At 43.4% G+C, this 13204-nt stretch carries 14 protein-coding genes and 1 pseudogene; 11 read left to right on the forward strand and 4 right to left on the reverse strand.

What is annotated here, in order from left to right:
* Positions 1 to 135 precede the first annotated feature (135 nt).
* From ON01_RS12425 to ON01_RS12435, 3 genes are all read left to right on the forward strand, one after another.
* Positions 136 to 339 carry a CDGSH iron-sulfur domain-containing protein gene (locus tag ON01_RS12425; protein WP_029329112.1) on the forward strand — a complete coding sequence of 68 codons (204 nt, stop codon included), beginning with the start codon at positions 136 to 138 and terminating at the stop codon, positions 337 to 339.
* A gap of 185 nt (positions 340 to 524) precedes the next feature.
* Complete coding sequence (locus ON01_RS12430; protein ID WP_010531378.1) at positions 525 to 1172, forward strand: SDR family oxidoreductase; 648 nt, start codon at positions 525 to 527, stop codon at positions 1170 to 1172.
* 170 nt (positions 1173 to 1342) lie between these two features.
* On the forward strand, positions 1343 to 2269 hold the full coding sequence (locus tag ON01_RS12435; protein WP_010531379.1) for a nucleoside hydrolase: 927 nt from the start codon (positions 1343 to 1345) through the stop codon (positions 2267 to 2269).
* 264 nt (positions 2270 to 2533) lie between these two features.
* Here ON01_RS12435 and ON01_RS12440 read toward each other — a convergent pair whose 3' ends face one another.
* Positions 2534 to 3574 carry a C45 family autoproteolytic acyltransferase/hydrolase gene (locus ON01_RS12440; protein WP_029329113.1) on the reverse strand — a complete coding sequence of 347 codons (1041 nt, stop codon included), beginning with the start codon at positions 3572 to 3574 and terminating at the stop codon, positions 2534 to 2536.
* Between the two features lie 214 nt (positions 3575 to 3788).
* The gene (locus tag ON01_RS12445; protein ID WP_010531381.1) at positions 3789 to 5201 is read right to left on the reverse strand and encodes an alanine/glycine:cation symporter family protein; all 1413 of its coding nucleotides are present in this window, start codon (positions 5199 to 5201) and stop codon (positions 3789 to 3791) included.
* Positions 5202 to 5689: 488 nt separating this feature from the next.
* Between ON01_RS12445 and ON01_RS20275 the strand changes: the two genes are divergently transcribed.
* From ON01_RS20275 to ON01_RS12465, 5 genes and pseudogenes are all read left to right on the forward strand, one after another.
* Positions 5690 to 5770, forward strand: coding sequence for a putative holin-like toxin (locus tag ON01_RS20275; protein ID WP_483466324.1), 81 nt, complete (start codon positions 5690 to 5692; stop codon positions 5768 to 5770).
* Between the two features lie 278 nt (positions 5771 to 6048).
* A complete protein-coding gene (locus ON01_RS12450) occupies positions 6049 to 6249 on the forward strand; it encodes a hypothetical protein (RefSeq protein WP_029329114.1) in 201 nt (66 codons plus the stop codon).
* 336 nt (positions 6250 to 6585) lie between these two features.
* Positions 6586 to 7401, forward strand: a complete 816-nt coding sequence (gene coaW, locus ON01_RS12455; protein WP_010531382.1) for a type II pantothenate kinase — start codon at positions 6586 to 6588, stop codon at positions 7399 to 7401.
* A gap of 153 nt (positions 7402 to 7554) precedes the next feature.
* A complete protein-coding gene (locus tag ON01_RS12460) occupies positions 7555 to 7911 on the forward strand; it encodes a hypothetical protein (protein WP_010531383.1) in 357 nt (118 codons plus the stop codon).
* An 88-nt stretch (positions 7912 to 7999) separates the two neighbouring features.
* Positions 8000 to 8556, forward strand: a pseudogene (locus tag ON01_RS12465) (sugar O-acetyltransferase).
* Between the two features lie 67 nt (positions 8557 to 8623).
* Here ON01_RS12465 and ON01_RS12470 read toward each other — a convergent pair.
* On the reverse strand, positions 8624 to 9124 hold the full coding sequence (locus ON01_RS12470) for a CarD family transcriptional regulator (protein ID WP_010531386.1): 501 nt from the start codon (positions 9122 to 9124) through the stop codon (positions 8624 to 8626).
* A 140-nt stretch (positions 9125 to 9264) separates the two neighbouring features.
* On the opposite strand from ON01_RS12470, the gene ON01_RS12475 reads away from it, so the two are divergent.
* Positions 9265 to 9693 (forward strand): MarR family winged helix-turn-helix transcriptional regulator, encoded by a 429-nt coding sequence (locus ON01_RS12475; protein ID WP_010531387.1) that lies wholly within the window; start codon positions 9265 to 9267, stop codon positions 9691 to 9693.
* A gap of 349 nt (positions 9694 to 10042) precedes the next feature.
* Positions 10043 to 10717, forward strand: coding sequence for a phosphatase PAP2 family protein (locus ON01_RS12480; protein ID WP_010531388.1), 675 nt, complete (start codon positions 10043 to 10045; stop codon positions 10715 to 10717).
* A 63-nt stretch (positions 10718 to 10780) separates the two neighbouring features.
* On the opposite strand, the gene ON01_RS12485 is transcribed toward ON01_RS12480, so the two are convergent.
* Positions 10781 to 12193: a M20/M25/M40 family metallo-hydrolase gene (locus ON01_RS12485; protein ID WP_010531389.1), complete on the reverse strand. Its 1413-nt coding sequence runs from the start codon at positions 12191 to 12193 to the stop codon at positions 10781 to 10783.
* Between the two features lie 449 nt (positions 12194 to 12642).
* Between ON01_RS12485 and ON01_RS12490 the strand changes: the two genes are divergently transcribed.
* Positions 12643 to 13203, forward strand: a complete 561-nt coding sequence (locus ON01_RS12490) for a protease complex subunit PrcB family protein (RefSeq protein WP_010531390.1) — start codon at positions 12643 to 12645, stop codon at positions 13201 to 13203.
* Position 13204: the final 1 nt, after the last annotated feature.

Consider the following 13204-nt stretch of genomic DNA (forward strand, 5'->3'; position numbering starts at 1 on the left):
CGTTTCCCCCATCTTATTAATTGGTATGGAATGGCGGGTTTAGCCTTTTGACGAAAAATGCTTCTGAAAAAAGGTGTTGCGGTATTTATTATTGAATATACTATTAAAGTGAGCTGTGGAAAGGGGAAATGGAATATGAGCGAAAAAGCAAAGATTAAAGTAAACGACGACGGGCCATATCTGGTGAAAGGTGAGGTAGAGATGGTGGATGCTGAGGGGAATGTTTTTGAAACAAAAAAGTCTTTTTCCATTTGTCGCTGCGGTCATTCGAACAATAAGCCGTTCTGTGACGGCTCCCACCGGAAAGTCGGCTTTGAAAGCGAGCCGCGTGCGGACTGATTAGCTTCCCTCTATGCCATGTATGGTGTAGAGGGTTTGTTGTTGAACACCAATGACCGGCTACAAACTGCTCTGCCTGACGGGCTGGTCATGGATAGATTTCCCATTATTCAAACAATATAGTTGCGATGATGGCGTCAGTTTGGAATAATAATAGTATATTCTTAATGCAGGGAGTGGAATGCATGAAAGTCTTAGTAGTAGGCGCAAATGGACAAATCGGAAAACATATCGTGAAGCAATTGCAAAATAACGATCAACATACAGTACGGGCAATGGTCCGGAAAGAAGAACAGGCAGAAGAGCTGAAGAAAAGTGGCGTGGACGCTGTCATTGCAAATCTTGAAGGGAGCAAGAATTCCATCATTAAAGCGGCAAAAGGCTGCGAGGCGGTCGTTTTCACGGCAGGTTCAGGGGGCGGCACGGGCCCTGATAAAACATTGCTCGTTGACTTGGATGGCGCTGTTAAAACGATCGAAGCTGCAGAAGAAGCAGGAGCAGAACGCTTTGTAATCGTCAGCGCCCTGCAAGCCAACAACCGTCAAAATTGGAATGAAAAAATCAGACATTATTATGCAGCCAAGCACTATGCTGACAGAATGCTCGAGACAAGCAATATGAATTACACGATTGTTCGGCCAGGCGGACTGCTGAACGGAGAGGGAACAGGTAAGGTGAATGTAGCTGAAAACCTTAACGAACGCGGATCAGTTCCACGTGAAGATGTCGCAAAAACGGTGATAGCCTCACTGGCTGAAGAAAACACATTCAAACGCGGTTTTGACCTCATTTCCGGCGATACAGCAGTGGCCGATGCTCTGAAAAACCTATAGTAAAACGTCATTCAGCGGTTTTTTAAGGAATCGGACATTTATGGGTCGTTCGCTTCGTCCTTTGGGGTTACTGTTGTTATAGGTGAAAATAAGACGCCAGGAGCCAAGGTGCTTTTGGCGTTTTTCTTTTTATTTGAAACAGTTGTATAATGAGATATGAGGTGAAGCATATGAAAAAGAAAATCATCATTGATTGCGATCCCGGCCATGATGATGCGATGGCCATTTTACTGGCGGCATCGGGTGTAAGCAATTTGCAGATTGAAGCGATTACGACTGTCGCCGGCAATGTCGGCGTTGGGAAAAACACTAAAAATGCACTAAGAATTTGCGATCTGTCTGGACTGCATACTGTACCGGTGGCGATGGGAGCTGACCGATCGCTCATCCGAGAGCCGTTGGAAGCAGCCCACGTACACGGCGAAAGCGGTCTTGATGGAACAGGGTTGCCGAAAGAGCCGATCAAGAAAGTGGCCGATGCGCATGCGGTTGATGTCCTCATTGAGAAGCTGCTGGCCTCTGATGGAGACATCACACTTGTACCAATTGGACCGCTGACAAACATTGCAATAGCTATGCGGAAAGAGCCGTTAATCATTCCGAAAATTAATGAAATCGCACTGATGGGCGGCGGTACATATGGCAACCGGACACCCGCAGCCGAATTTAATATTTATGCAGATGCCGAAGCGGCCCGCATCGTGTTTGAGAGTGGCACGCCCATTAAGATGTTCGGGCTGGATGTCACGCATCAGGCACTGGCAACGCCTGATAAGCTGGAGGAACTGACGGCAATCGACAGCCCGGCTGCTGCAGCGGTTGCCGACATGATCACGTTTTACTCCGGTGCGTACAAAGGAAATTTTGCGGGTGCTGCATTGCACGACCCCTGCCCGATCGCTTATTTAATTGATCCTTCTATTTTTGAGTTGAAGAAGGCAAGAGTGGATGTGGAGACAAAGGGTGAGTTCACATATGGCATGACTGTTGCCGACTTTAAGGGCAGGACAGGCAGAGCACCAAATGTCCAATTTGCAACCTGGCTGGATCAGGAAGGCTTTTGGCAGCTGTTTATGGATGCGCTGCGGTCGTATTGAACCTTAAGTTGAGCGGGAAGGCCCAGAATTCGTGCGAGGGAGGGCTCAACTCGTCCAGGGGTGCTCTAAACTTGTGCGAGGAAGGCCTCAACCCGTGTAGGAAAGCCTTAAACTTGTGTGAGAGCCTAGCCAACTTGTGCAGGAAAGCTTTAAACTCGTGCGACAACTTCATAAATATATGCGATAGCCCAGGTCGCTTGCTCTTACTATGATTTCGCCCAGTAGCAGATCCCAAAAATCACTCTTTTAACGATAATCGAAAGGCTATTCCATATTCGCTATGCCGAGCTGGGTGTCGAGCTTACCATGAATCGTTTCAGCAGTGGCATCTTCATCTTCCAACCATTCGGCAAAGTCAAACTCAACCGGATCCCGATCGCCGCCCAGAGCAAACCACGCCTTCAATTCTTTTGGAAAATAGGCGGACGTATGAATCGTGCCGGCCCAGCTCTTATAAAGGTCAGAGAAAATACCCTTATCTTTGTCATTGAACAAGCGAAATGCGTCATATGCACTGGCGGGCTGATTAGCTTTATGATCGATGATTTGCATTCGCCGCTTGGAGTCATCCAAATAATGGCGATTCTCATGCTGCAGCAGCTCAAAATGATTCGTGCAGATATTGGATTGCCGTACTTCAACGCCTCTTGGCGATGCCTCAATCACATAAGTTTGTTCATTTCGATCCATCACAACGTAGCTGAACGACCCGCGATGGGGAATTTCCTTCAGCAGTTGAATGGCATCATCAACAGTAGTGCATGTTTGAAGAATTATTCGGCCAATCATGTGGCAGACAAAACCGTCACCGGGCTTCCGGCGCTGCATGAAGTTGTAACCCATGACCAGGCCCTTTTCATTCATACCATCCATACGTCCGGTGATCCGCGATGCCGGACCAATGATTGCATAACCTTTATCACTTGGCTGGAAAAAGTCGTATCGACCGTCATAAGTGAGTGGATGATAATCATAATTGCGTACCATAAAATCCGATCCCGTTAAAATTGAGCAGCCGCTCGGTGTTGAGTTCATCCGGTAGTGGCCGAAATCACGCAGAACATTCTGCATCGGCATTTTGAGAGCATCACCGAGACCCAGCAGCTCATTCCAGATTCCTGGGGCAAAACGCGAAAACGCCTCTTTGGCTTCCGCTTCATCAATTGAAAAGCGCGGCTTTCGGATGCGCCAGTTGCCCTGGCGATTTCGGAGCACTGCTGAATCCTGCAGCATACACCCTTGCGTATAGCCAAAGTCATAATGGTTGCCTCGGAATTGTGTGATATCAACATGTATGCTTGTCATGGCATTCATCCCTTTTAGTATACTACCCCCATTTTACGTCAGCCCTTAAGAAAATAAAATTATCATGATTCAAAAAGCCACCGAAAGCACAGCAAACAGTGTGAACAAGAGCAGCATCAGATAGGGCAAGGCGCTATTACAGACAGAAATGCAGTTAAAAATAACTGCATCATAAGAGAATGGGAGTTAATATATTAATATTGGAAGTTAAGGATCAATTCCCGCCAGCATCTTTTTCATTTGGCTGGGGATGCTTTCCGATGTCTTTTAAGTAAAAATCAAAGGAATTAAAATAGTCATCTTTTAACTGCTTGACTTCCCTGCTAAGCAGCAGTAGCGCAATAATATTCGGAACAGCCATTGCTGCAAGGCTGATATCAAGCAAGCTCCAAATCGCCTTAGCGCCTCCGACAGCCCCAATGAATAGAGAGACAACATATATAACTTTTACAACCCAAACTGCCTTTGCCCCAAATAAAAATTCAGCCTGTTTTTCACCGTAATAAGATAAAACAATGACGGTTGATACCACGAAGAATAGTAATGCAATTGATACGATATAACTTCCAATACTGCCGAGGCCTTCAGCAAAGGCAACGGAAGTGAGCCCAGATGGATCTTCAGTAAATCCCTCGTTTGTCCATACGCCAGTTGACAGGATGACAAATGCTGTTGCACTGCACACAATCAGTGTGTCAATAACGACTTCTGTTATTGCCCATAGACCCTGTCTTACCGGATGGTCCGTTTCTGCCGCTGCATGCACGATAGGCGCCGTACCGACACCTGCCTCATTCGAATATACACCTCGGGCAAAGCCCCATCTGACCGTCTGTGCGATTGCTGCGCCACCAAATCCCCCTGCGGCTGCCATTGGCTGAAAAGCGTAGCTGAATATTAGACCAAGGACTTCCCCAATCATATCTGCATTTATGATCACAACAGCAAAGGCTGCGGCTAAATATAGAAATATCATTAACGGGACAAATTTCTCAGTGAAGCTTACAATTCGTTTAATACCGCCAATAATCACGATACCAACAATAATCATTGTTATAATACCTGTTATAACCGGACTTATATTAAAAGTTTCTTCAACAGTTAGTGCCAATGAATTACCTTGCACCATGATACTTGCCAATACTTCAAACATCATGGCGGCAGCAAACCATACACCAAGCCACTTCATATTCAGTCCTTTTGTCATGTAATACATTGGCCCACCAACATACTCGCCTTTTGTATTTTTTTCTCTGTAATTTACTGCCAAAGTAACCTCGGAAAACTTGATGGCACCTGCGATTATGCTGATCATCCACATCCAAAAAATAGCCCCAGGCCCTCCGAACATGATAGCGACGGGGACACCGGTTATATTGCCGGCGCCAATTGTACATGCCAGGGCTGATGTTAGCGATTGATAAGGGCTTACTGTACCTTTGCCTTTTGCATTTGATTTTTTGAATATGCTTCCTATCGTTTGTTTAATAATGTAAGGGGCATAACGAAAATGAAAAAAACCTAGGCGTATAGTCAAAAATATGCCACTGAATAGTAGCAGGATTATCATTGGAAGCCCCCAGATCCAATCTGAGACTGCTACAATAATGTGTAGTAAAGAATCCATTTTAGACCTCCGTTAAATTGGAATTATTTGAGTTCAAAGATTGTTAAGCTGAACCAAGTGAGCCCCGGTGCCCGGTTGCTTTGGCCATACAGCCAGCAAGTACGTCATAGCCAGGTTCTTTGATACCGATTTCATAAAGTAGTTCCTCGATAAGTCAAATTATCAGTTTTCTCATCACATGCTACTCTCCTAAACTAATCTCTATTATTCTAGCGCTTGAGATGTTGTTGTTGATTCCTGACTGGGGATATAAATAGTTTTTATTTTACCGAGATCAGACTAATCTGTCAAATTGCGTTAAGGATTTTAGTGACTTAGGAAAAACTATTTAAATTCAATGAAGGTAGCGGGTGGGGTTAAAACAAGTGATCTGTAAATATGTAATATGGTCTATTTAAATAACCGCTACGTCTGGTAAAATGGAGAATGTACAATATGGCTATTCTGGGTGGTGGCTCACTCCCTTTTAAGAAAGGGGGTGATGCGATATAACAGTATTTGAGACGCTGGTTCTGATGATTTCGTTTGGAACGCTGGTCACGATGATACTGTCTGACATGAAAAAATAACCACCCTATGAGCCTGGCAAGCATGTAGGGTGATTATTTGTCACGAAGCATGTGAGCCGCCCCTTTGAAGGGCTATTGTACACGGCCGCCAGTGTTCAGCACTGGCGGTTTTTTCTTATCTTTAGTATAACGGATTTTGCAGGAAATGAACACAGTAATATACAGGGTGATTTAAATAAAGTAATCGAACACTTGTTTTGGTTTGGTTTTATGGTATAATAAATGCAGCGACAACATCCCGGTCATTCCACTTCATAACCCCCAATGGATATGGTGAAATGTTATTAGCTACAACCGTACACGAACGAACAGACAGCTCCAAGTATACCAAGCATGATCAGCTGTTTATAAAGTTGACTCAAACCTTCTTCAAAGAATTCATCGATGTATTTTTCCCGGACGTTCACAGACATATTAATGATCATCATACGACATTTTTGTCCGAAGAAGTCAATATGGATCCGGGGTTTTTTATTTAATAAACAGAAACTTTAGACACTTTCATCCGTATGAAATAAAGGAATTTCAAATTATATTGTCGAAATAGTCTAAGTATCTGCTTTTATCGAGCGATATGGTTAGGGAGATATACTATACCATCCGTGATCCCGTTATTACATAAACTTAAATATGCACAGCAGGGGTGATGTTTCGTGAATCATGTTGGGCCGCTTGTATACGATCTTTTAGCTGACATTTGTATTGACGGTTTTTTATGTTGTATTTGATTTGCAAGGGCTTGGGCTGTTTGTATTTCAGACGGTTATTCATTGATAAAATAAGTACAGCAGTTCAATTTAAAGGGAGATATGAACATGCAACCAACAAAAATAGGCATTGATGCCGGGGGAACACTTATAAAAGTGGCATACACTGAAAATAGAAGAATTCATTACCAGTCTTTTCGCTCCGGGGCGGTTGATGATGTCGTGAAGTGGATTGGTGAACACTTTAAAAACCCCGACATATGTGTAACAGGCGGGAAGAGTGAAGTGCTGGCCGAAAAAATGAACAATCCGGCTAAAACAGTTATCGAATTTGATGCCACCACCCAGGGCATTACATATCTGGCGGATCAGCAAGATAAATCTCTTGGCGGCGATTTTCTATTTGTCAATGTCGGTACTGGGACGTCCATGCACTATGTCCAGGATGGCAGGCAAGAGCGTGTTGGCGGCTCCGGTATCGGTGGTGGTACGTTGCTCGGATTAGCTTTTTTAACCACGGGTATGCAGGATTATGAACAGATTGTCCGGGGTGCTCGTGACGGTGACCGGGAGAATGTGGATTTGAAAGTGAAAGATATCTTTGAAGGGGCTCTACCGCCTATTTCCGGTGACCTGACTGCCAGCAACTTCGGGAAGACAGAAGCGATGATGCTGGAGCCGCCTTCCAATCCGGATATTTTAGCAGCCAATATCGGTTTTATCGGTGAGGTGATTGTGACCATCAGTAGTCAGATGGCAGGACAGTATGACGCTGAGGCGATCGTTTATGTCGGCTCGTCATTCCGTTCCAATCCGCTATTGCAGGAAATTATTGAAATGTATGCCGGGATGATAGGAAAAAAGCCGGTATTCTTAGATCATGGTGAATACAGCGGGGCTGTCGGAGCATTGCTGTCGCTTTGATTTAGAAGGGAGTATATCAATTGGAATTGCTGTTCCATCTGCCTTATTCCTGCTGTGAATCTGGTATAATTATACTATGCAAAAAACGGGAAGAGATTTAAAAGTTTCCGTTTTAAAAATCTTAAAAAGCAAAAAGGCAGGTGAACATGTGGTATGACGTTAGAAGGCAGCATTCCAGCTATTATCTTTTTTATTCTATTTATTATTATTGCATTGGCCGTAAGTTATCTGTATGGCTGGAAAATGATCGAAATGACCGGCTTATTTGGCTCGCAGACATTTGTCGCAAGTATCATTAATTTATTTCTGTGGGTACTCGCGGTATTCGGATGGTTTCTCTATACTGCGGGGCGTGGCGAGGAACTATTCTTCGGCGGATTGGTGCTCGGGGCTGTTTTGTTTGTTCTGGGTGAAGCAGCACTTATCATCACATTGTTTCTCAGACGGGAAAGATTTATAGAGACCTATCACGAGCAGTCTGATAGGAGCAATGTCCCGGAACGGGAATAATGGGAGTTTCAAAGAAGGATACACAAATGTGTTGCAGCAGGGAATGTCCGGTTAACAACATAGCAAGTCAACCAAGGAGAAAATTGACATGAAATCGGAAAAAGAAAAAATGCTAAATGGGGAGCTGTATGATGCTCAGGACCCTCAATTAAAAGCAGAACGTGAGCAGGCGCGCAAGTTAACAAGATTATTCAACCAGACCCTGGAAACAGACGATTTGAAACGTGTTGAGCTGCTGAATCAGCTTTTTGGCTCAACCGGAGAAAATATCGATATTGAGCCTTCTTTCCGCTGCGACTATGGCTACAACATACATGCGGGCGAAAATTTCTATGCCAATTTTGATTGTGTGATTCTGGATGTATGTCATGTCAGGTTAGGTGATAACTGCCTGCTTGGGCCAAGCGTACATATTTATACGGCAACACATCCAATTGATTCAATTGCACGGATTTCTGGAGAAGAATATGGCAAGCCAGTGACTATAGGAAGTAATGTTGGATCGGCGGACAGGCTCTCATCAATCCGGGCGTTACGATTGGCAATAACGCCGTAATCACCTCCGGGGCGGTTGTGACAAAGGATGTGCCCGATAATGTGATTGCAGGCGGAAACCCTGCGAAAGTTATTAAACAGATTGGCTGAGTGAAAAAAAGACCATCAATCGAATAGAAATTGATGGTCTTTTTTAAGATTCTTCGAGCAAGATAGATTAGGCTGTTTGTTTGATTTGGCTGTTAATCAGCTTAGCTATATTTTCATAAGATGTATCAAGTGATATGGCCAATTCCTTAAACATAATGCTCTTAATATACTCTAATAGTTTCCGGTCTTGGTCCTGCATTTTGATTTGCCTTCTGTGTGTCTCTAATTCTCTCCGCAATAACGTATTGGCCACCTTGCAAATATCTGTACGATTACCGGTGTTGATCAGACTGCTATAATGTTTATGTCGCTGTCTGGCATCATCGATCCATTGAATGCCCTGATCCTTGAAAGAGTGTAAAACCCTTTCTGCTTCGTCTTTGTCCATAATGGCCAGCATTATTGACTGATCATTGTTGACAGGTGTGTTTATCGTTAATTCTGGAGATTCAATCGGATGCATGACATAATAAGTTCTCCTCGAATTACTGTAATCTCTTTCACTTATATCATCAATCTTGCACAATCCATGTGTGGAATAGATTATTGTATCCCCAATATTAAACATTCGGATTCCTCCCAAATACAGAATCGTCAACTCAGTTTACTATAATAGTATATACCTGTCTTGCAAAAATGTCAATTAGGTTGACAATATAGTTCAGTTTTTGTATAGTTAGGTCGGAAAAATTGATAGGAGCGATCGAGTTGAGTCAAGAATATAAAAACCTGGATTTAATTGATGCATTGAGCGAGCGCCATCACCAGCTTCGGAAAATAACCGAACAATTATGGAATGAGAACAGTGATATTAAATTGTCAAACTCTGAATGGTTCATTATGGCAAGAATATACGAAAAGCAGCCTGCCATCGCCTACGTTACAAAGAATGTGGATATTTCCAGGCAAGCCACTCATAAATTTATAAAGAAACTTGAAGCTAAAGGCTTAGTTGAAATCAATAGCGTGAAAGACAATAAAAAGAATAAGCATATCCGGTTAACCGAATTAGGCGAAGAATGTTATGAAAAAAATGAAGCACTGAAAGCGGAACAGGAGAGAAAAATCGCCGATAAAATCGGTTATGAGCAATTGCAGCTTCTTAAAGATATATTGAAAGCTGATTGGGGCTTATAATCGTTCGGTAAATGTTGGTTGCCATGTTCCTGAAAAAATAAGTGAAACGTCACCAGCCGATTGGTTTTTTGAAAATCAGTCGGCTTTTTTATGACAGAAACGTCCATGGATACGGCTGTTTGTTTGTGGTGATATTAAGGTTGGATTCCTTTATACAGCGGAATTTACAGGGTTTTAGTAAAAAATCGTGTGATAGTTATAGAAAAGACATAGCTATTGGAGGAACGCCTTCATGAGGACCAGAGTAAACCTGTCATGAGGAAAAGTCCAAATCGTCCCTGCTGAAAGCGATTGAGAATGAAAATTCCAGGGAAAATAAATACAACAAAATGAAAAAAGGAGTAGCATAATGACGGTTCATCAAAGACAGGTTTTATTATCCTGTATGATTATATCAGTGGTATTGTTTGTGTTGATTGCATTAAATTTTAAAGAACCATTGATGTTGAACTTCGGCGAGTGGGTACAATCCTATTTGTACGATTTTCTTGGCTCATATGGCGACTTTGTTTTTGTTGTGATTACCTATGTCGGTTCAGCATATGTTTCCTTTCCAATTATGGGAATTCTCATGTGCGTTTTTTTGTTTCAAAAAAGATACTGGACCACGCTATTGCTTATCTTTAATCTTATTGGGGTCCGGCAGCTTAATTGGCTGCTGAAATCCATTTTCGAAAGACCCCGTCCAGAATTAGAGCACCTTGTCCAAGTCAGTTCGGATAGCTTTCCGAGTGGCCATTCAATGAATTCGATCGCCTTCTTTGGCTTTCTTGCATATTTGCTGCATCTGAAATTAAAGGACAGCAGAAAACTTTCTCGCTGGGTTTGGGCAAGCGCCGTTGTTTTGATAGGACTAATTGGTCTTAGCCGCGTCTATTTAGGTGTTCACTATCCATTAGATGTCGTCGGGGGATTTCTGGCCGGAGGAGCATGGCTGTTACTCAGCATTTTTCTATATACTTATGTCCCGCAAAAAGAGCACTTCAATCAGCGGGCTCCCGTTAAACAAGAACAAAATCGCTGACTGAAGCAAAAATGATGGCTGCCAGGATCCGCCTGATAGCCCCATAAAATTGGTGTTCAATGGCTATTGAATTGGCGCAGGGTCTTCATTCAGCAGATAATCGTTGGTGTTGGAGTCTGGTTTATTTTTCGATTTGCTCCACGGAACATCCTGCCTAACTGTATCATAAACCGCAGCGCCAATCAGCTCGCCATTTGTTTGAATTCGTTCCTGGCTGATTTTGTCTATCGTATCGAGAGGAGTATGGTACCAAGGCTCCAGTGATGCGGTTTCCGGGTCCCTCAGGATGAAATTAGCCGCATCGATTCCGGCCTCATAGAAGGATACATGGTCTGAAGCCCCTCTTTCATACAGCTTGAGACTATCGTTGCCAAGTCGTTCACCGGCTGCCTCAACTGCCTGCCATACTGCATTTGGCGCGCCGTCCATTACATTCACGTATAATGCTGTAGCCTGATCCCATCCGGTTCCGACCATGTCCATATTGAATGCTGCCAGGCTGTTTTCCACATCCTGTGTGGAAAGTCCGCTGACATATTGCTGGGATCCAACAAGACCAATTTCTTCTGCACCAAAGAAGACAAAGCGGATTTCTTTATCTGTCGGGAAGGGCTGTAAAATTCTTGCCAGTTCAAGTGCGACGCTTGTCCCTGAAGCATTGTCACTTGCCCCGGGTGAATATGGTACACTGTCATAATGTGCTGTGACGTAGACGATATCATTGTCATTGGTCGGTTTGCCTTTAGGCTCTTTGACAGCAATAACATTTTGAGATTGCTGGTCACTGATTTCAGTGATATTCAGAGTCGCGCGGACTTCTTCACTTGCCATTTCCTCCTTAAGTTTTTGTCCATCTTCCATTGTGATGGCCACTACCGGGATGGAAGCCTCATTGTCTCCCAGACTTGGCGTAATAGGAACCAGACCTTCCGTATTATCATAGATGATTATACCTGCAGCACCGGCATTCATGGCATTTTTAGTTTTTTCCCAGAAAGACATGTCACCGCGTTCAATCAGAGCAATATTTCCCTCGACCGCTTCAGGAAAGTTACCGGGCAGCCCGATGCCAGAATCAACAATGGCTCCGATAACATTTTCACCCTGTGTACTTGCCGAGCCCGTTGCCACACGAATGGCAAGCTCTTCATCATTATAAGAAGTGGTTAGCTCGCCCTCAAGTCGGTCAGCAATGCCAAATTCCTCTGTTTTTGTTTCATAGCCATAATGCTGTAATTTTTGACGGATATACTCAGCTGCATCCAGCTCTTCTTTAGTTCCTGCCACACGAGGACCAATGTTTTCGCTAAGATAAGAGATATGTTCCATGGATCTGTCAGAGTCAAATCGTTCAGTAATTTTCTTATCGAATGCTGACCCGTTTCCTGCCTTGTTCGGGAGGGCAGATGCAATTCCCGGCTGCACGATGGAAGCCAACAGGGCAAGGGCCGCCATCCATGTTATTTGTTTCTTCAATAGCAATCTCTCCTTTTGTGCAAATTTGGATTTGAGACATAAAAGATTTGAAGAATTCCTATCAAGGAAGGTCTACATAAATGATCACTCCTAATAGATTATTATATTGTATGCGCTTTCATTTGGTGTTACTATTTATTTTACTAGGAAGATTAATAGAGGCAATAGGCCATCAGGACGATTGCAGGATTATCTTGACAGGTCCCTGTAACTGTTGGACTAAGACTTTTTGACAAGCTGAAAAACAACTTTAAAACCGGAATATGTAAAATAGTATGTGTAAACCATTGAAATAAAGGAAGGAGGATATTATTCTTAGTATTAATAATGAGGATAAGCCGCTTGCCGGGAAAGGGATCCGGTATATGTTTAAAAGCAGTAAGAATGAGAGGAAAAGATTCACAGGATTCAGCTGGAATAAGTACTATAGCTGAGAGGGGTATCTGATAATGGAGCGGAATGTTGTGAGCAATTTCTTGCTAATCATTTTGTCAGCCCTATTATTAACTGGCTGCGGGTCAGGAACAACGGAGGACGACACAATGAGTGAAGAAGGACCAATTACCAAGGAGACATCTGAGCTTTCATTTAAGAGGATTGATTCAGGTGAAGTGCCGGAGAAAGTACAAGAATGGATTGACAAAAACAGGAAAGAGGGATCGAAAAAAGTTTTCCATGCAGACGGTAAAACGTATGTAATCATCATGCTCGGGCAGAAATCAACCGGCGGCTATGCAGTAAAAATTGATGATATGCAGCTTGAGAAAATTGTTTCGCCTGAGTCCAAGGCGGGCAAGGGAACGGTTAACGTCACATACCATACGATTGAACCGGGAAAGGGAAGCATTAACACACAAGCGCTCACATATCCAATGGCGATAGCTGAATTGGAAGGGACGCATGATTATGACTATCAGTTTTCAGAAAAAGGCAAGCAGAATAAGCTAAAAGGAAGCAATGATGGGGAGCAGACCGAACACGTCAAGCCTGAAAAGCTGACGAACGAGTGAG

The organism is Lentibacillus jeotgali, assembly GCF_000224785.1.
Taxonomy (GTDB): Bacteria; Bacillota; Bacilli; order Bacillales; family Amphibacillaceae; genus Lentibacillus; species Lentibacillus jeotgali.

Excerpts from the sequence above, each read along its gene's own strand:
- ON01_RS12425 (WP_029329112.1), top strand. The coding sequence starts at position 136 with ATGAGCGAAAAAGCAAAGATTAAAGTAAACGACGACGGGCCATATCTG.
- ON01_RS12430 (WP_010531378.1), top strand. The coding sequence starts at position 525 with ATGAAAGTCTTAGTAGTAGGCGCAAATGGACAAATCGGAAAACATATC.
- ON01_RS12435 (WP_010531379.1), top strand. The coding sequence starts at position 1,343 with ATGAAAAAGAAAATCATCATTGATTGCGATCCCGGCCATGATGATGCG.
- ON01_RS12440 (WP_029329113.1), bottom strand. The coding sequence starts at position 3,574 with ATGACAAGCATACATGTTGATATCACACAATTCCGAGGCAACCATTAT.
- ON01_RS12445 (WP_010531381.1), bottom strand. The coding sequence starts at position 5,201 with ATGGATTCTTTACTACACATTATTGTAGCAGTCTCAGATTGGATCTGG.
- ON01_RS12450 (WP_029329114.1), top strand. The coding sequence starts at position 6,049 with ATGTTATTAGCTACAACCGTACACGAACGAACAGACAGCTCCAAGTAT.
- coaW (WP_010531382.1), top strand. The coding sequence starts at position 6,586 with ATGCAACCAACAAAAATAGGCATTGATGCCGGGGGAACACTTATAAAA.
- ON01_RS12460 (WP_010531383.1), top strand. The coding sequence starts at position 7,555 with ATGACGTTAGAAGGCAGCATTCCAGCTATTATCTTTTTTATTCTATTT.
- ON01_RS12470 (WP_010531386.1), bottom strand. The coding sequence starts at position 9,124 with ATGTTTAATATTGGGGATACAATAATCTATTCCACACATGGATTGTGC.
- ON01_RS12480 (WP_010531388.1), top strand. The coding sequence starts at position 10,043 with ATGACGGTTCATCAAAGACAGGTTTTATTATCCTGTATGATTATATCA.
- ON01_RS12490 (WP_010531390.1), top strand. The coding sequence starts at position 12,643 with ATGGAGCGGAATGTTGTGAGCAATTTCTTGCTAATCATTTTGTCAGCC.